The organism is Nonomuraea sp. NPDC052634, from assembly GCF_040678535.1.
GTDB lineage: Bacteria > Actinomycetota > Actinomycetes > Streptosporangiales > Streptosporangiaceae > Nonomuraea > Nonomuraea fastidiosa.
This window is the reverse complement of sequence record NZ_JBFATY010000004.1, coordinates 436,374-454,516: the sequence shown is the minus strand read 5'-3', so window position 1 is coordinate 454,516 and position 18,143 is coordinate 436,374. Positions and strand designations below refer to the sequence as shown.

General features: G+C 71.2%; 16 protein-coding genes. 10 read left to right on the top strand and 6 right to left on the bottom strand.

Annotated features, from left to right (window positions below):
* Window positions 1–13: 13 nt before the first annotated feature.
* Complete coding sequence (locus tag AB0K67_RS21375; RefSeq protein ID WP_364062632.1) at window positions 14–742, bottom strand: ABC transporter ATP-binding protein; 729 nt, start codon at window positions 740–742, stop codon at window positions 14–16.
* A complete protein-coding gene (locus AB0K67_RS21370; protein ID WP_364062629.1) occupies window positions 729–1,535 on the bottom strand; it encodes an ABC transporter ATP-binding protein in 807 nt (268 codons plus the stop codon). The genes AB0K67_RS21375 and AB0K67_RS21370 overlap by 14 nt, the downstream gene beginning before the upstream one ends.
* A gap of 295 nt (window positions 1,536–1,830) precedes the next feature.
* Between AB0K67_RS21370 and AB0K67_RS21365 the strand changes: the two genes are divergently transcribed.
* On the top strand, window positions 1,831–3,267 hold the full coding sequence (locus AB0K67_RS21365) for a tannase/feruloyl esterase family alpha/beta hydrolase (RefSeq protein ID WP_364062626.1): 1,437 nt from the start codon (window positions 1,831–1,833) through the stop codon (window positions 3,265–3,267).
* 163 nt (window positions 3,268–3,430) lie between these two features.
* Here the strand turns inward: AB0K67_RS21365 and AB0K67_RS21360 are convergent, their stop codons facing one another.
* Entirely contained in the window at window positions 3,431–3,832 is a 402-nt protein-coding gene (locus tag AB0K67_RS21360; protein ID WP_364062623.1) for a hypothetical protein, read from the bottom strand.
* 77 nt (window positions 3,833–3,909) lie between these two features.
* Between AB0K67_RS21360 and AB0K67_RS21355 the strand changes: the two genes are divergently transcribed.
* From AB0K67_RS21355 to AB0K67_RS21325, 7 genes are all read left to right on the top strand, one after another.
* Window positions 3,910–4,854 carry an acyltransferase domain-containing protein gene (locus tag AB0K67_RS21355; protein WP_364062620.1) on the top strand — a complete coding sequence of 315 codons (945 nt, stop codon included), beginning with the start codon at window positions 3,910–3,912 and terminating at the stop codon, window positions 4,852–4,854.
* A gap of 145 nt (window positions 4,855–4,999) precedes the next feature.
* The gene (locus tag AB0K67_RS21350; RefSeq protein WP_364062618.1) at window positions 5,000–5,572 is read left to right on the top strand and encodes a VOC family protein; all 573 of its coding nucleotides are present in this window, start codon (window positions 5,000–5,002) and stop codon (window positions 5,570–5,572) included.
* Window positions 5,573–5,633: 61 nt separating this feature from the next.
* Window positions 5,634–5,801: a hypothetical protein gene (locus AB0K67_RS21345; protein ID WP_364062615.1), complete on the top strand. Its 168-nt coding sequence runs from the start codon at window positions 5,634–5,636 to the stop codon at window positions 5,799–5,801.
* A gap of 31 nt (window positions 5,802–5,832) precedes the next feature.
* Window positions 5,833–6,657: a glucosamine-6-phosphate deaminase gene (locus AB0K67_RS21340; protein ID WP_364062612.1), complete on the top strand. Its 825-nt coding sequence runs from the start codon at window positions 5,833–5,835 to the stop codon at window positions 6,655–6,657.
* Window positions 6,654–7,070 (top strand): hypothetical protein, encoded by a 417-nt coding sequence (locus AB0K67_RS21335; protein WP_364062609.1) that lies wholly within the window; start codon window positions 6,654–6,656, stop codon window positions 7,068–7,070. Before AB0K67_RS21340 ends, AB0K67_RS21335 begins: the two co-directional genes overlap by 4 nt.
* Before the next feature lie 29 nt (window positions 7,071–7,099).
* Window positions 7,100–7,426 (top strand): antibiotic biosynthesis monooxygenase family protein, encoded by a 327-nt coding sequence (locus AB0K67_RS21330; RefSeq protein WP_364062606.1) that lies wholly within the window; start codon window positions 7,100–7,102, stop codon window positions 7,424–7,426.
* Window positions 7,427–7,557: 131 nt separating this feature from the next.
* Window positions 7,558–8,763, top strand: coding sequence for an FAD-dependent oxidoreductase (locus AB0K67_RS21325; RefSeq protein WP_364062603.1), 1,206 nt, complete (start codon window positions 7,558–7,560; stop codon window positions 8,761–8,763).
* A gap of 378 nt (window positions 8,764–9,141) precedes the next feature.
* Here the strand turns inward: AB0K67_RS21325 and AB0K67_RS21320 are convergent, their stop codons facing one another.
* On the bottom strand, window positions 9,142–10,023 hold the full coding sequence (locus AB0K67_RS21320; RefSeq protein ID WP_364062600.1) for an RNA polymerase sigma-70 factor: 882 nt from the start codon (window positions 10,021–10,023) through the stop codon (window positions 9,142–9,144).
* A 406-nt stretch (window positions 10,024–10,429) separates the two neighbouring features.
* Between AB0K67_RS21320 and AB0K67_RS21315 the strand changes: the two genes are divergently transcribed.
* Entirely contained in the window at window positions 10,430–15,244 is a 4,815-nt protein-coding gene (locus AB0K67_RS21315; RefSeq protein WP_364062597.1) for a hypothetical protein, read from the top strand.
* A complete protein-coding gene (locus AB0K67_RS21310) occupies window positions 15,241–15,858 on the top strand; it encodes a hypothetical protein (RefSeq protein ID WP_364062594.1) in 618 nt (205 codons plus the stop codon). Before AB0K67_RS21315 ends, AB0K67_RS21310 begins: the two co-directional genes overlap by 4 nt.
* A gap of 331 nt (window positions 15,859–16,189) precedes the next feature.
* On the opposite strand, the gene AB0K67_RS21305 is transcribed toward AB0K67_RS21310, so the two are convergent.
* Both AB0K67_RS21305 and AB0K67_RS21300 read right to left on the bottom strand, forming a co-directional pair.
* A complete protein-coding gene (locus AB0K67_RS21305) occupies window positions 16,190–16,750 on the bottom strand; it encodes a hypothetical protein (protein ID WP_364062591.1) in 561 nt (186 codons plus the stop codon).
* 338 nt (window positions 16,751–17,088) lie between these two features.
* On the bottom strand, window positions 17,089–18,084 hold the full coding sequence (locus tag AB0K67_RS21300; RefSeq protein WP_364062588.1) for a transglycosylase SLT domain-containing protein: 996 nt from the start codon (window positions 18,082–18,084) through the stop codon (window positions 17,089–17,091).
* Between the last annotated feature and the right edge of the window lie 59 nt (window positions 18,085–18,143).

Here is an 18,143-nt window from a genome sequence, read left to right as displayed (position 1 = left end):
GGGTGGCGGGTCGTCAGATTCCGAGGTATTCGAGGAGCTGGTGCTCGCGTTCGCGTACCTGGTCGCGGTCGAGCGCTTCGACGATCCGCCCTTCCGCGAGCAGGTAGTGGCGGTCGGCGACGGACGCGGCGAAGTGCACGTTCTGCTCGACCAGCAGCACCGTGGTGCCCGCCGCCCGCACCTCGCGCAGGATCTCGCCGATGCGCTGCACGAACAGTGGCGACAGGCCCTCGGTCGGCTCGTCGCAGAGCAGCAGCCTGGCGCCGGTGCGCAGCACCCGGGCGAGCACGAGCATCTGCTGCTCGCCGCCCGACAGCGTGGTGCCGGGCGCGCGGCGGCGCTCCTTCAGGTGCGGGAACGTCTCGTAGATCCGATCGAGCGGCCAGGGCCTGGGGCCGCCCCTTTTCACCTTGGCACTGCCCTTGACCAAGGGGGCGAGCAGCAGGTTCTCCTCCACCGACAGGGTCGCGTAGATGCCGCGGTCGTCGGGGACGTAGCCGAGGCCGCGCCGGGCCCTGAGGTGCGCGGGCAGCGCGGTGATGTCCTCGCCGTCCAGCGTGATCGTGCCGGACGTCCTGCCGTACGTGCCGTGCAGGCCCATCAGGCAGCGCAGCAGCGTGGTCTTGCCCGCGCCGTTGCGGCCGACCAGGGTGACGATCTCGCCCTCGTCCACGCGCAGCGACGCCTCGCGCAGCGCCTGCGCCTCGCCGTACCAGGCGGACAGCCCGTCAACGCGCAGCATCGGAGTCTCCGAGGTAGGCGGTGATGACGCGGGGGTCGTGGCGGATCTCGGCGTACGCCCCTTCGACCAGCACCTTGCCGTGCTGCAGCACGGTCACCCGGTCGGCGAGGCTGGCGACCACGTTCATGTTGTGCTCCACCATGACGACGGTGCGGCCGGCGCGGATCGTGCGGATGAGCTCGATGGTGCGGTCCACGTCCTCGACGCCCATGCCGGCGGTGGGCTCGTCGAGCAGCAGCACCTTGGGGTCCATGGCGAGCGCGAGCGCGAGCTCCAGGGCTCTTTTGCGGCCGTACGACAGCGAGCCGGCCGGGACGCCGGCGTGACCGGCGAGCCCGACCCGGTCCAGCAGCTCGGCGGCGGGAGCGGCGAAGCGGGCCAGCGCGCGGTCCGAGCGCCAGAACCGCCAGCCGAGCCCGGTCGGGCCGGCCAGCGCCAGCTCCACGTGCTGCTGCGGGGTGAGGTCGGGGAACAGGCTGGTGATCTGGAACGAGCGGGCCACACCGAGCCGGCTGATCGCCTCGGGGCTGCGGCCGACCAGCTCCCTGTGCCCGTCGATGACGACGCTGCCCGCGGTCGGCTTGAGGAAGCCGGTGAGCAGGTTGAACAGGGTGGTCTTGCCGGCGCCGTTGGGCCCCACCAGGGCGTGCACGCTGCCCTCTGCCACGTCGAGGTCCACGCCGTCCACCGCGCGGAAGCCGCGGAACTCCCTGACCAGGCCGCGCGCCCGCAGGACGGGGACGGCGGGCGGGCTCTCCGCCTGCGCCGCGGAACCCGTGGGGCCTGCTTCCATGCGCCCTCCTCACGCGTCACAACGCGACTGCGGACACCGTGAACGCTAGGTCGCGCCCGCGACGGCGGACCAGGTGAGACACCCACACATTCGGACCGCCCGCCTTGCGGTGACCCACACCGTTTCGCGGCTTCCACGGCCTTAAGCGGCTTTCGGGGCGTCCGATCCGGCTCTCATCGGGGTCACCGGTGGACATCACCTCCACAGGTCGCCGCCGAACAGTGGTGACGACGTACGTCGCCGCGCCGGGAACGCTGGATCAGCATGGCGTCCGTCCGACCGATGGGAGCCGCACATGCCTTCGTCCCCGCGTCCGTCATTTCGCCTGATCTCCCGCAGATCCGCCGCGCTTTCGGCGCTCCTCGCGGCGGTGGTGGCGATCCCCCTGACGCCGGCGGCCTCCGCCGCCTCCGCCGCCTCTGCCTCCGCTGCGGACGCCCGTTGCGCCGGGATGCACCGGCTCCGCGTGCCCGGCGCGCAGCACCAGGTCGCCGCCTGCCTGGACGACCTGACCACGGCGGGCACGGTCGCCTCAGGCCACACCGACCCCGCCGACTGGCAGGGCCTGCACGCGGCGGCCACCCGCAACCCGAGCGGCGTGCCCGGCATCCAGATCGACGGCTACTTCCACGACACCTCCACCTTCAACCCCACCCACGGCTGGAACCACGACGCCCAGTTCGTCATCCGGCTGCCCGAGAAGTGGAACGGCGGGCTGGTCGTCGCGGGCGCGCCGGGCAACCGCCGCCAGTACGCCAACGACTTCACGATCTCGGACTACGTGCTGGCCAAGGGCTACGCCTACGCCTCCACCGACAAGGGCAACGTGGACGCCGGCTTCTACCACGACGGCAAGCGGCCGGGAGACGCCATCCTGGAGTGGTACCGCAGGATGACCGAGGTGACCGTCGCCGCCAAGGCCACCGTGGCCCGCCGCTACGGCAGGCAGCCGCGCAGGACGTACGCGATGGGCATCTCCAACGGCGGCCAGCTCGTCCGCTGGGCGCTGGAGAACCACCCCGAGCTGTACGACGGCGGCGTGGACTCCGAGGGCACCTACTGGCCGCCGGGCAAGCGGCGCAACGCGCTGACGTACCTGCCGGTGGCGCTGCGCGAGTACCCCAAGTACCGGGCCGGCGGCGACGAGCGGGCCCACGCGGCGATGCTGAAGGCGGGCTTCGCCCCCGGCTCGGAGTTCCTGTGGGAGTTCAACTACACCGTCCTGTGGGACGGCACCCAGCGCCGCTACCGCGAGGAGGTGGACCCGGGCTTCGACGGCGACCTCGACGCGGGCATCCCGTACTGCGCGAGCGGCACCCCCGGCTGCGACGCCGACTACGACTACTTCGCCAGGCCGAAGAGCGTGCACGACGCGGTGACGCGGGCCTCGCACTCAGGACGCATCGGCAAGCCGCTGCTCACCGTGCAGGGCACGCTCGACACGCTGCTGCCGATCGAGGTGCACGGCGACGCGTACGCCGACGCGGTGCGGGGGCAGGGTCGTGGCGCTCTGCACCGCTACTACCGCATCGAGGGCGCCTCCCACCTCGACCTGGAGTACGACATGTTCCCCGACCGCATGCGGCCGCTGCTGCCGTGCATGCGGAGCGCGTTCGAGGCCCTGGAGCGCTGGGTGGACGGGCACCGGCAGCCGCCGCGCAGCGCCACCATCCCCCGCCAGACCACCGGCGACGTGGTCAACACCTGCTCGCTCAGCCGACCGTCAACTTGACGGTCCCGTGCCGACATGGCCTGCTCGACCACGGACACCGGGCTCCCGCCGGTCGGTGGCGTCGGCAGCCACAGCCGCGCCTTGCGGTGATCGACGAGCAGGAGCCGCCCGTCCGGGGCGGGCTGCCGCGCCAGCCGGTCCCGGTGGCCTTCCGTCACGATGCTTACCTCCGCGCCAGGCCGAACAGGCGGTCGAGCTGGTCGGGGTCGATCTCCCCGGCCCGCAGGGCGGCGGTCAGCCGTTTGGTGAGGAAGTCCTCCAGCGCGCCGGGCAGGGTGAGACCGGCCGCGGCGAGCGCGGGGTCGGTGAGCGCGGCGGTGTAGTACGCGGTCCACGCCAGCGAGTCGAGGCGGCTCTGCTCGTCGGACGGCACGATCGTGGCCGGCACGGCGGTGATCCAGGCGCCGACGTCGGCCCCGCTGGTGAGCGGGCGGCGCTGGATCGTGCGGCCCGGCTCGCCGATCGGGTCCACGGCGAGGACCGGGCGGGTGCGGGCCGGCGGCGCGATGGCGTAGTACCTGTCGCGGGCGGAGCCGCTGGTGAAGGCGGACGGCTGGTCGGGCACGCGACCCCCTTGGTTTGAATACAGTCGCATCCAAACCCCCTGCGGCCGCCTCCGCGCGGCCGAGTAGAGTCGGCCACGTGGATCTTGACGACACCGCCTCCCGGCTCGGGGTCCCACTCGCGGACGTCGAGCGCGTGCACCGTCTCGCCGCCGACCTCCCATCGGCGCCGCTGCCCGACAAGGCAGACGCGCCCGCGATCCTCGAACGCCTCGCCGTACGTCCCGACGACGCCGCCGAAATCATGGAGGGCTGGCCCGACCCCGGCTCCCCGCTGTGGACCCCGGAGCTGCGCTGGCTGCTCGACCGCTCGATCGCCCTGGTGCGCGCCGACCTCGGCGGCTACGGCTGGCTCGTGCCCGGCCCCGAGCTGCCCCGAGATCGCGGGCCCGCCTGGCGGCACCTGTACGTCTACGCCTACCTCGCCCTGGTCGGCGTCGTCCTCGACTACCACCGCGACCACGGCGTCCCCGAGCAGGTGTCCTGGACGACACTCGCCGACCTGGGCCGCAACCTCGCCATCGACCGGCGCATGAACCGCGAGGGCTGGCCGGTCATGCAGGCATGGCTGACCCTCCACGTACGCGGCGGCATCTACGAGCTCGGCCGGTTGCAGTTCCACCGCGGCGACGGCGCCATCAACCTGCACATCCCCGAGTCGGGGCCGCTGACGCCCGAGGCGGTCGCCGCCTCGCTCGACGAGGCCCGGGCGTTCTTCCCGCGCCACTTCCCGGACGAGCACTACACGTCCTTCACCTGCGGCTCGTGGCTGCTCGACCCGCAGCTACGCGAGTACCTTCCCGAGGACTCCAACATCGTGCGGTTCCAGAGCATGTTCGAGCTGGAGCCGTACAAGGAGCCCGAGGGGCTGGACGCCGACGTGGAGGTGCTGCGGTTCGTGTTCCGCACGCTGAGCACGCCGCTCGACCAGTTGCCGCGCCGCACGGCGCTGCAGCGCGCCGTCATCGACCACCTCAAGGCCGGCCGCCACTGGCAGTGGCGCACCGGCGGCTTCCCGATCTAAGAACGGGGCGCGTTCACGAGCGATCCGAGTTTGCGGTCGATTGAGGCCATCAAGTGGCCGCACCCCTGGAGAGCATGCGTGCATCCCTTCATCAGGGCCGGCCCTTCCGTCGAAGGGCCGGCCCGTCGCGTGGAAAGGACGCACCATGACCGCGATGCCCGACGTGCCGGCCGGCGCGAACACCGTGAACCCGTTCATCATCACCGACGACGCCGCCACCGTGATCGACTTCATCGTCGACGTGTTCGGGGCGAAGGACGTACCCGAGGCCCGCACGCTCGACACGGACGGGCTCATCCTGCACTCCGAGCTCCGCCTGGGCGACTCGCTGCTGATGGTGGCCGACCGCAAGCCCGGCTGGCCGTTCACGCCGGCGTTCACCCGCGTGTACGCAGACGACGTCGAGGCCACCCTGGCCAGGGCGCAGGCGCGGGGAGCGCGCATCGTGACCCGCCCGACCGGCTTCTTCGGCGAGACGCTCTCCCGCTTCCAGGACCCCTCGGGGAACCTGTGGTGGGTGTACCGCCACGACCCGTCGGCCGCCGCCACCTCCTCCGGCTGGTCCGATGAGTCCGGCGGGGAGGGCTCGTGGTCCGAGGAGCCCGGCGACGGCGGCGGCGCGGAGGACTGGTCGAGCTTCAGCACGCCGGAGCTGGAGTACATCCACCAGACGCTGATCGACACCATGAGCTCACTCCGCGATCCCAAGACCCGCTAGGCGCGCCCGGAGTAGGGTGCAAGTGCCGAAGATCGGCCGATTCGCCTAAGAGGAGGACATCATGAACATCGGACTCCCCGAGCTGATCATGATGCTGGTGTGGTGGGTCATTCCGGGGGTGATCGGCCTCATCCTCGTCTACTGGACGGTCAGGATGGCGATCAGGCACGAGCGGCGCGCGATGCAGCGCGAGGTGGCGCAGCAGCCGCCACTGGATCGCCGCATGTAGCCGGGCGTACCCTCCTCTCGAGGAGGATCACGTGCCCACGCCAGTCGCCCGGTTCACGGCGGAGAGCCTGCCCGTCGAGGTGTACGCCGGCGAAGCGGACCTCGGAGCCGCCGCAGCGGAGCGCGCCGCCGCGACGATCCGGGACGCGGTGGACCGGCGCGGCGCCGCCCGCGTCGTCTTCGCCACGGGCAACTCCCAGTACGCGTTCACCGACGCGCTGCGCGAACAGAAGATCCCCTGGGACCGGGTGACGGTCTTCCACATGGACGAGTACGTCGGCATCGCCGCCGATCACCCGGCCTCGTTCCGGCGCTGGATCAAGGAGCGCATCGCGGCCCCGTTCGCGCCCGCCGCCGTCCACTACATCGACGGCGACGCCGCCGGCCCCGAGGCCGAGTGCGCCCGCTACGAGGCCGAGCTGCGCGCGCTCCCGCTCGACCTGGTCTGCATGGGCGTCGGCGAGAACGGCCACCTCGCCTTCAACGAGCCCCATCAGGCGCGCTTCGACGACGACCGCTGGGCCCGGGTGATCACGCTGGACCTGCGTTCTCGCGAGCAGCAGGTCGGCGAGGGCCACTTCGCCACCGTCGATGAGGTGCCCGCCACCGCGATCTCGCTCACCGTCCCGGCGCTGCTGGCCGCCGGCGCGGTGCAGGTGTGCGTACCCGAGCGGCGCAAGGCCGCGGCGATCGCCGCCACGCTCAACGACCCGGTCTCACCCGCCTGCCCCGCCACGATCCTGCGCCGCACCCCGCACGCCACGCTCTTGCTCGACACGGACTCCGCCGGCGCGATCGACCTGCCGCGGATCGACCTGCCGCGGATCGACCTGCCGCGGATCGACCTGCCACGGTGATCCTCACCGGCGGACGGGTGCCGCTGCCCGAAGGCGTACGCGACGGCGATGACGTCTCCGCCACCGAGGTGTCGTCCATCCGCCGCACCCTGCACGCGCTCACCGAGCCCGAGGAGGTCCTCCGGCAGGTCGCCGACCCCGAGGTCCGGGTGATCACACTGACGATCACCGAGAAGGCGTACGAGTCCACCGCGCCGGAGAGCCCGATCGGCCTGCTGGCCGCCGGACTGTCGCGCCGGGCGGCCGCCGGCGCCGGCCCGGTCGCGGTGGTGAGCTGCGACAACCTGCTGTCCAACGGCGCCCGGCTGCGCGGGCCGTGTTGCGGGCGGGGGCGCGGTTCGTCGCGGACGTGTAGCCTACGAGCGGGCCAAGCCGCCGCCCACGGCGTACGGGAGGCCCTGGCCCGCGCGTGATCGCCGCGCGAAACGTAGGCTCGGCGGTCATGACGAGAATCGCGCGATACGGAAAGTTCGTCGCCCACGACGGGCGGGCCCAGGAACTGGCCGAGATTCTGCTCGACGCCGCCGCCAAGCTCGACGCCGACCCCGGATGCGAGCTGTACCTGATCAACCGGCAGGCCGACGCGGCCGACGTCATCTGGGTGACGGAGATCTGGCGCAGCGAGGCCGACCTCAAGGCCTCGCTGCGGCAGGTGTCCGGCAGCCCGGAGGCCGCCGCGGCGATGCGGCTCGTCCGCTCGGCCGAGATGATCGAGCTGGACCTCCTGGGCGGCTCCGGCCTCCCCGCCGCAGGCCCTGCCACTCCCTGACCGCCGCAGCGCCTGAGCCGCCGTTGTCACCGCGCTCCTCCGTGTGATCGACCTCACACGCGTCCGGGCTCACGCTCGGCGCCGGGCCTCCCGTCCGTGACGGTGTTAGCGCCCGCACAAGGGAGGACGAGATGGCATCCACGAATCAGACGATCGTCGTGCTCGGTGGCGGATACACCGGCGTCATGTGTGCGATACGGCTGGCCAGGCGCACTCGCCGTACCGGCGCCCGGGTGGTGCTGGTCAATCCGACGGATCGGTTCACCGAGCGGCTGCGGTTGCATCAGCTCGCCACCGGGCAGGAGCCGGCCGACCATCGCATCCCGGCGCTGCTGCGCGGCACCGAGGTCGAGTTCGTACGCGGCCGGGCGGTCCACATCGCTCCCGACGAGCGCGAGGTGCGCATAGCGGACGGAGAAGGCGAGCGGACGCTGGGCTACGACTACCTGGTGTACGCGATCGGCGGCGTCACCGACACCAGCGTGCCGGGGGTGGACGGGCACGCGTACACGCTGGACACCGCCGAAACGGCGAGCAGGTTCGCCGAGCGGCTGGCCGAGCTGGACCGACGGGGCGGCGGCACGGTCGCGGTCGCCGGTTCCGGGCTGACCGGCGTCGAGTCGGCGGCCGAGATCGCGGAGAGCCACCCGAAGCTCCAGGTGGTGCTGCTCGGACGCGACGAGCCGGGCTCCATGATGGGGCCGAAGGCGCGGGGCTACCTGCGGCAGGCGCTGGACCGGCTCGGCGTGCAGGTGCGTACCGGGGTCAAGGTGACGAAGGCGCTGCCGGAGGCGGTGGAGCTGGACGGCGGCGAGCTGCTGCCGGTGGACGCGCTGCTGTGGACCGCCGGTGTGGTGGGCGCGCCGCTGGCGCGCGAGTCCGGCCTGGAGGTGGACGACAGGGGCCGGGTGGTGGTGGACGCGACCCTCGCCTCGGTCTCGCACCCGTCGGTGTACGCCGTCGGCGACGCCGCCGCGGTCCGCCAGTCGTGGGGCGAGCTGCACGGCACCTGCCAGAGCGGCATCCCCACGGCCGTGCACGCCGCCGACGCCATCGCCCGCAGGCTGCGCGGCAGGAAGCCGGGGGTGTTCCGGTTCGGGTACGTTCATCAGCCCACCAGCCTGGGCCGCCGCGACGCGGTCATCCAGTTCACCCGCCCGGACGACTCGCCGGGCCGGTGGTACCTGACGGGACGGCTGGCGGTGGCGTACAAGGAGGCGGTGACGAGCAGCCCCGCCAAGATCTACCGCCTGTCGCGCCGGCTCACCATCCCGGCGCGGACGATGTCGCGTACGGGCGGGCGGGCCAACCGGCCGGTCGGGTACCGGGGCCGCTGACGAACGTGAAGGGCGCGCACAGCCCCACCGGCGACCATGCGCGGGCGCCTTGCCGCCCCTTCGCGCCTACAGCGCCATCCAGTCGTATTGAGGTGTCCGCTTTTCGTCGACCACGCCGTCGCGCACCTCCCAGCTCAGCGTCTGCCCCCGCTCCTTCGAGATCATGAAGAGGCCCATTGGCCGGTGCTCCCCTGCCGAGGACAGTTCCGCGAGCTGTTCGACCTTCTCCCGGACCTTAAAGAGCAGGCCCTCCCTGACGTCGGCCCCGTAGAACAGAAAGGTCGTCCAGTTGACCTGCCTCGTCGGCCAGAACCAGCCGCCGGCGTAGAAGTCGTTGGGCGGAGATCGCAGGGATGACGGTCTCGGTCTGGCCGCCTGTCAGCTTCCAGGGACCAGCCCGCCGAGCTTGTCCGGGTTGCTGATGAGGTGGATCGTGTGCACGGCCCCGCCGACCAGGTGGAGGGTGACCGCGGCGACCGGGGTCGTGCCCGAGTAGATGACGATGCCGGGCCCGCCGTTGACGTCCACGATCTCCGAACGCGGGTCGGGCGGCATGCGGCCCGCGAACGTCACCAGCGCACGCGCCACCAGCTCCAGGCCCACGATGGCCTTGCGCGGCGCGGGCGCCTTGCCGCCGCCGTCGCTGACCAGCGTCACCTCGGGCGCGAGCACGGCCATGAGCCCGGCCAGGTCGCCGCCCGCCGCCGCGGCGATGAACCGCTGGGTCACCTCGACCATCCTGGCCCGGTCGGTGTCGTATTTGACGCGCCGCTGCTCGACGTGCTCGCGGGCGCGGCGGGCGGTCTGGCGTACGGACGCCTCGCTGCGCCCGACCATCTCGGCGATCTCCGTGTACGGGTACCCGAACGCCTCGTGCAGCACGAACACCGCCCGCTCCAGCGGCGACAGCGATTCCAGCAGCACCAGCACGGCCGTCGAGACGGTGTCGTCGAAGGCGACCTTCTCGGAGACGTCGGGCGTGGTGAGCACGGGCTCGGGCAGCCAGGGCCCGACGTACTCCTCACGCCTGGCCTGGGCGCTGCGCAGCCGGTCGATCGCCACGCGGGTCACCACCCGCACGAGGTACGCCTCGGGGTCGGCCACCTCGCCTGGGTCCACGGCCGACCAGCGCAGCCAGGCGTCCTGTACGACGTCCTCGGCGTCGCCGACCCGGCCCAGCATGCGGTAGGCGATCGCGAACAGCCGGCCGCGATGCTCACCGAAGACCCGGCCCGCCTCGGACAGGTCGGCCTCCGTCACCTCAGACGCCTCCGCTCACCAGAGCCGGACATGTCGATCGACCTCTCCTGCCGCCTGCGCGATCGGAGCCCGATGCTAGTCCATGCGCACGTCACGAGCGCACCAAGCCCGGGTGCGTATCTCAGCCAAGGTAAGAGCTGCGTATCACGACGCGAACTTCTGGGTCACGCACTGCGATCTTCGGCGGGTCGGGTGGGGTGCGAAGATCCCTCCCCATACCCTGACCAGGCAGCATCGCCGGGTGTGGCCGGAAGGTCTCGGGGGCGGCCGCGTAGCGGGCGGTGCACGCGGTCATTTCCCCCTGGCCGGACCTCTTCACGATCCCCCGGGGGACAGACCACTCAGTGGTCATTCGGTTGGAGGATGCTTGAACGCGCCGTACACCGATTTCATACCGCTCCTAGTATTGGCCGTCGTCGTGGCGGCCTTCCTCACCCGCAAATCCCGCCAGAAGACCTGGCCGATCAGGGTGCTCCTGGTCACCGCGGCCGCGCTGTGGATGGCCGTGGCCGGCGGGTCGATGTGGATGATGAGCGAGGCCATCGCCCAGCGATTGCCCGAAGTCCAGCAACCGACCCGGCATCCGTGCGCGGGGAAGAAGTGGAGGACGTTCGACGTCTCGCTGATCAACCTGCCGCTGTTCCTCAACCGGTTCGGCGACGTGGTGCCCGAGGGACGCATGTACGTCCTCGACAAGAACATCGACGAGGTGCGCCGGACGTACACGCAGGCGGCGAACCCGATGCAGGGCGGGCTGCGCGATCTCATCGAGCCGCTGGTCCTGCGGGCGAACCAGGGCGACTGCATCAAGGTGAACTTCACCAACCGGCTCAACGAGCCGGCGCCGCCGCTGAACAAGGAGATCCGCAACAACGCGATCTTCACGCTGCCGGGCGAGCGGCTGCTGCCTCCCGGCACGGTGACGCCGAAGCCGCGTGAGTTCGCCCCGGCGCTGAGCGTGCCGGAGATCGACTTCGACCCGGCCAAGGCCCCGAACGCCTCGATGCACTTCGACGGCCTCGACTACGACGTCAAGCGCGCGGACGGCACCGTGGTGGGCAACAACCCGGACTCCACGGCGCGTCCCGGCGAGACGATCACGTACCGGCTGCACGCCGCCATCCAGGGTGAGTTCCAGTTCAAGGACGGCGCCGACTGGACCTCGGTGTCGACCCGCCCGATCGACCGCAACGGCGACGTACGCTTCATCGGCTCGCACGCGTTCGGCGCGTTCGGCGCGTTCATCATCGAGGAGCCTGGGGCGACCTGGGTGGACTCGCGCACCGGCGAGCCGCTGGAGTCCGGCACGCAGGCCGTCATCATCCGGCGGCAGGGCAAGGACTTCCGCGAGCACGTGCTGTTCATGCACGACGAGGTGCAGGCGGAGCCCGGCATCCTCACGCGGTTCTGCCGCGACGACGAGGAGGAGGGTGACACGCAGCCGTCCGAGGGCAGGTCGTGCATCGAGCCCAACAGGCAGCAGCTCAGGCTGCTGACCGCGGGCACGCTGCCCGGTCTCGGCGGTGGCGACGCCGACGCGCTGGTGCAGGGCAAGATCCCGGTCACGGTCGAGTGGTTCGCCTTCAACTACCGCTCCGAGCCCGGCTTCAACCGCGAGGAGGTCGGCTGCCCGGCCGCCAGGCGCGAGGAGCAGGGGTTCGACGCCGAGCGCTGCATCGGTGAGGAGACCTCGCTCTCCTCGTGGACGTTCGGCGACCCCGGCGGCGGCGACCTGGTGATCGGCAACTACCGCGGCGAGCCGACGCAGGTCCGGCTGCTGGCACCCGGCGAGGAGGAGACCCACACCTTCCACTGGCACGTCAACCGCTGGATGTTCGACCCGAACGACGAGGGCGGCATCGACAACATCAGCGATCCCGCCAACGTGACGAGGAAGACCAACCTCCTCGATGTGCAGGCGGTCTCGCCGGGCGCCCACTACCCGCTCATCATCCAGGGCGGCGCGGGGTCGGCGAGCTCCGGCAAGCCGGCGTCGTTCGGCGACATCATCTTCCACTGCCACCTGTATCCGCACTTCGCGGACGGCATGTGGGGGCTCAACCGCACGCTGGAGACGCTGTCGGACGGTACGCGCAGGCAGCCGGACGGCACGCCCACGCTGCGGCTGTTCCCATTGCCCGACCACGACTACCAGCCCAATGTCCCTGGCGTGAACCCGCCACCGGAGCCGACGCCGGAACGGCCGGGCTTCCCGTTCTTCATTCCTGGCGTTTTCGGCTTCAAGGCGCCCAAGCCGCCGCTCGGAGTCGCCTCGCGGACGGAGGACGGCGTCTTCCCGCCGACCCCGCTTGAGCGGGCGGCGGCCGACCCGGGCGGGCTCAAGCCGGGCGCGTTCTTCCAGGACCCGTGCCCTGTGGGCATAGGGGTGAACAAGGTCTACAAGCTCTCGGCCATCCAGCTCAGGCAGGTGTACAACCCCAAGCTGAAATGGACGATCCCACAATCACGGATCTACGTCCTGAATCGCGACAAACGGGCGGTGCTGAACGGTAAGAAACCCGAGCCGTTCGCGCCCATCCTCAACGTGGGCGACTGCGTGGAATACCGGCTGACCAACGAGTTGCCCAGAATATTCGGCGGCAACGTCTTCGACAGGAAGCAGGAGACCAACGAGGTCGGCATTCACCAGCACAAGGTGCACTTCGACGTGCTGACCTCCGACGGCACCGCCAACGGGTGGAACTACGACCAGGGCGCCGACCCCGGTGACACGATCATCTACCGGACCTTCGTGCAGGAGAACACGAAGACGAACTCGTTCCACGATCACTTCTTCCCGAACGTGCATCAGAAGAACGGGCTCTTCGGCGGCTCGACCATCCACCCGGCGGGCTGCGTGCCCGATGTGCCGGGCGCCAGGACCCGCGCGGTCGTGGGCACGATCTTCGACGTGCACTGCGAGCCGACCGTCGACTACAACGGCATGCCGACGGACGGCGTCGACTACCGCAACGTCGCGCTGTTCATCGAGGACCACGTCCCGCTGTTCCAGCCGAACGACCCGCGCAGGCGGGACGACGACAAGTTCGAGACCCCGGACGGGGTGCCGATCTTCCCTGCCAAGTTCCCGTCGAGCCACGACGACCAAGGCGGCATGGGGATCAACTACCGGCTCGAACCGTTCGAGGCCCGCAGAAACCGGGATCCGTCACTGCTGTTCAACTCCAAGGTGCACGGTGATCCGTTCACACCGCTGATCAAGGCGTACCGCGGCGATCCGGTGAAGATCCGGCTCTTCCAGCTCTCGCAAGAGGAGTCACACGGATTCAACCTCGACCATTTCCGATGGCGGCGCGAACCACAAGATCCCGGATCGAACGTCATCAGCGCCCAGCACATCAGCATGCTCGAATACTTCGATCTCGATCTGTCGCAAGATCCGCCACCACCGCCGACACCCGATCTGGAGGTGGACGACTACGTCTACGCCTACGCGGGCGCGGACGACTGGTTCCTCGGCGACTGGGGACTGTTCCGCCTGTTCTCGTGCTCCAACCCGCGCAACGGCAAGGCGCCGATTCCAGAACTTCCGGACTTCCCGCGCGACACCTGTACGCATGACAAGCACCATCGCCACACCGAGCTGGCGATCGACGAGGACGAGGCCCGCGCCGGAATGTTCGGGTCCGGCGCCAGTGCGGGAGCCGGCACCAGTGCGGGAGCCGGTGCAGGCGTGGGCGCCGGTGCAGGCGTGGGCGCCGGTGCAGGCGTGGGGGCCGGCAGGCTGCAGAGCCGCCCGGTGACGCCGTGCCGGACCGGCCAGAACCGCACGTTCAACGTCATCGCCATGAACAGGGACATCGTCTACAACAAGAACGGCGATCACGATCCGAACGGCCTCATGTACGCGCTCGCGGAGGACGAGCGGGCGATACGCGAAGGGAGGAAACAGCCAGAACCCCTCGTGATCAGGGCGAACGCCGGTGACTGCGTGACGGTGAACCTCACCAACAAGCTCGACCCACGCAAGATGCGGCCGCATTGCCATGAGGCGATCGAGCCGGGACAGCTCGGCTTCAGGGAGAACGTGCTGCGCTTCCCGCAGTGCCTGCAGATCCCGCCCAGGAACGAGCAGAACGTTCCCGGCTTCAGGCCGTTCCCGGTGAGCTCCAAGGTATCGATCAGCGCGCAGCTCATCCCAGGGAAGCCGCCCAAATCGGTGGGGCCAGGAAAGACCATCCAGTACCACTGGAACCTGCCCAGGGACCTGACCGGCATGGCGATCCTGCGCGACTTCGCCGACGTGCAGAACCACCTGCACCACGGCCTCTACGGTGCGCTGATCATCGAGGAGCCCGGATCCGAGTACCTCGACCCGAAGACCGGCCGGCCGCTCGCCAGCGGCACCAGCGCCGTGATCACGCATCCCGAGAAGCCGGACTTCCGGGAGAACATCGTGCTGATGAACAGCGACCTTTCGCTGTTCCGCAGGAACGGCCAGCCCGTGCCGGACAACCTCGACCTCGTGCTCCAGCCGAGCAGGCAGGCCGACGACCCGGAGGATCAAGGAGAGTTCTCGATCAACTACACCAACGAGCCCTGGGTCTGGCGCTACCTCAGGAACCAGGACATCACGAAGATCTTCAGCTCGCGGGTGCACGGCGACCCGGCGACGCCGATCTTCGAGGCGTACGCCGGTGACCGGACGGTCTTCCGAGTCGGACAGGCCGTGGGCGACCCGCGCTCCACGAGCTTCGCCCTGCACGGCCACGTCTGGCGCCGGTCGCCCAACGATCCGGAGTCGGAGATCACGGCCTCGCAAGGGAAGTTCAACCCGGGCAGCGTCTACAACGTCGTACCCGGCGTGGTGGGCGACTTCTACGTCGACCCGAGCAGCACCGGCGGTGCCGGCGGGTTCCGCCACCGTCCTGGCGACTACCTGTACCGCTCCGGCGTGCTGGTCCGCCATCTCAACCAAGGTCAGTGGGGCATCTTCCGGGTGCACGGCAAGCTCCGGCCGGACCTGATGCCGCTGCCCGACGGGCCGATGGGCGACAGGTTCCGCGCGCCGGGACAGGATGAGCGGGCGCCCGTACTGGACGAGCGTGTGCCCGTCCGGGACGAGCGCACGCCCCTACTGGACGAGCGCGAGCCCGTCCGGGATGGGGACGAGCGTCCCATCGAGTCGCCGGTGCCGTACGCGTGGTTCGGCGCGGCCGGCCAGAGCGGGCGGTCCAGCCACGGAAGGCGGTCGCGATGAGCCTGCTCAGCAAGCTCAGGCCGGCCCAGACCGACCGGCAGCCCGCCGGGGTGCCGCAGGTTCCCGGCCCGCGCCGGGCTCCGGGCCGGGACAGGAAGGCGCGTAAGCCCGAGGGGCTGACGCCGTTCCGGCAGGGCCTGGTGATCGGTGGATGCGTCGGGATGACGCTCGCCCTGAGCATCGGGGTGATCGGCTTCCTCATCACGCGGCCGACCATCCCGGCTCCGGCGGCCGGCGGTCATGCGGCCGGCGCTCACCCGTCTCACCAGACGCCCGGCCCGGCGAGCGGCGGGCATCCGCAGGCGGCGATCGACATCACCGCCGAGCACGTCGGCAACCTCCAGGTACGGATCATGGCCCGGGTGAGCGCGCCCGGCAGCTACGACCCGATCACCAGAGCGGAGGTCGTCGCCTATACCGACATGGTGTCCATGCCGATGTCGCATCGGCAGGGTCCCATCGTGATGACCGAGGTGCCGGGGCAGCGCGGGACGTACCAGGCGGTCGCGCAGGTGGCGATGGTCGGTGAGTACAACATCACCGTCGAGACGCGCCGGCCGATGGCGTCCAAGGCCGACAAGCGGCTGGAGGTCAAGGAGGTGAGCAAGGGCTAGGGCCCGCACGCCAGACGACGCCGTGGCCGGTTCCGCGAGGAGCCGGCCACGGCACTTTTATGCCGGTACGTTTCCACGGCTTTGTGCCTGTACGTTTCCACGGCCTGCGCGCCTTCGCGACCGAGCGCGCCTTCGCGGCCAAGGGCGGCTCTGCGGCCCTCACGTCGTCTCGGCCTGGACGCCTTTGCCGAGCGCGCCTTCGCGGCCCTCACGTCGTCTCGGCCTGGACGCCTTTGCCGAGCGCGCCTTCGCGGCCCTGGCGTCGTCTCGGTCTGGACGCCCTTCTTGGCCGGGGCGTCTTCTTTCCGAGTGCGGAGCCCCGTGGCCCGGGTCAGCGCAGGGTGACGGAGGTGACGCGCCAGGGCGCGCCGCTCCCCCGCCGCTGCAGGCTGACGAACGCGGTCATGACGAGCGGCCGCCCGCGCCAGCCGTCCGCGCCGATGGGGGTGACGGTGAGCTGCCACTGCCGGTCGGCGTGGGTCGCGGTGTCGGGCGGGCGCGTGTCGCTGCCCTCGGTCAGCGTCGGGCGGGTGCGCGCGCGGTGGGCGGCCCACGTGGTCCAGGCGGCGTCCGTACCGGGCTGCGGGCCGTCCCTGAGCTCGGCGAGGTATTCCGGGCTCAGCCATCCGGCGGCGCGCAGCGCGGCGTCCCGCTGGTCCCGGTCGACGGTGGTGTCGACGGTCCACATGGTCGTCAGTACGGCGGTGCCGACGGCGTCCGCGTCGCGCTGGTCGATGGATCCCGGCTTGGGGGTGGGCAGGGGCGAGGCGGTGGTCGCAGGCGTGGCCGAGGGCCGCGCGGGCGTCCCGTCCGGTGCCGGCCCATCGGTCGAAGGAGCGGAGGGTGCGGGCCCGAACATCACGGCCCCGCCGGACGGCTGCCCCGGCGCCACCGGTTCGGCCCCTGCCGGTGGGCGGCCGGAACCCGCCGGTCCCGGCGTGGCGGTCCCGGTCTCCCCAGATGCCGCGCCCTGACCCGCCGTCGCCGCCGTGCCTCCACCCGCGGTCGGCACCGCGCCCCCACCAACCGTCGCCGCCGCACCTCCATCCGTCATCGGCGCCGCGCCCGCACCCGCCGTCGGCGCCGCACCCCCATCTGGCGCCGGGGTCCCGGATGTCACGGATTCGGCGGGCGACGGGCCCATGGCGGAGCACCCCGCGAGCGCGACGACGGTGACGGCGCAGCCCGCGAGCGTGAGGGCGGTGGCGAGGGTCGCCGGGGGTCGTGGGCTCATGCGTACCTCCGGATGGTCCAGGCGGCCGAGGAGAAGCGGGTCAGCGGGGAGATGCGGACGACGTCGCCGGTCTGTGGCGCGTGGACGACCTGGCCGCGTCCGATGTAGATGACGATGTGGCTGATGCCGCGCCCGTCGCGGTGGTCGATGCCGATGACGTCGCCGGGCAGCAGCCGGTCGCGGGGCACCGGGGTGCCGTACTCCGTCACCTGGGTGGCGGCGAGGTGCGGGAGCTGGACGCGTCCGCCCGAGGCGGCCCAGACGGCGTGCAGCACGAGGCCGCTGCAGTCGAAGCCGACGACGTCCGCCGCCCTGCCGATGCCGGGGGTGGGGCCGCTGGGGCCGCCGCCGCCCCAGGCGTACGGGGTGCCGAGCCAGCGCAGCGCGGTGGCCACCACGGCGCCGCCGAAGCTGGTGGCGCCGAACGCCGTGACCGACGTGTCGGTGTAGTGGGCGACGCGGGCGAGGACGCGGCGTACGTACTCCTGAGTCTCCGGGTACGGCGGGACGCCCTTGTGCCGCTCCACCGCGCCGGGCCCGGCGTTGTACGCGGCGAGCATGTTGGACGTCGTGTCCCCGGGCAACCGGGCGAGCCTGCGGGCCAGGGAACAGTCGTAGCGCGCCATGGCCATGATCGCGTCTTCGGGGTCGTCGGGGCTGGTGACGCCATCGCCGTCGGCGTCCCGGCCGTAGCTCGCCCAGGTGGCGGGCATGAACTGGGCCATGCCCTGCGCCCCCACGCTGGAGCGCGCCTTGGGCCGCCAGCCGCTCTCGGCCTCCACCTGCGCGGCGATGAGCGGCGGGCTGACGTGCGGGCACATCTGCCCCGCCCGGCTGAGCCACGCCTGGTAGGCGGCCGGGGCGCTGCCGGGACGGAGGGAGATCACCGGCCCCGCCCCAGGCGGCCGGCCGCTCACCAGCAGCACCAGTCCGATCACAAGAGCCAGAAATGTGGCCGTCGCCACCATGACCAGCTTTCCACCCTTATTCATGACGAACGCGCCCCAACGCCTCTCTTGTCGCCGCCATTTACCTTTGTCGAAGCCGGGAT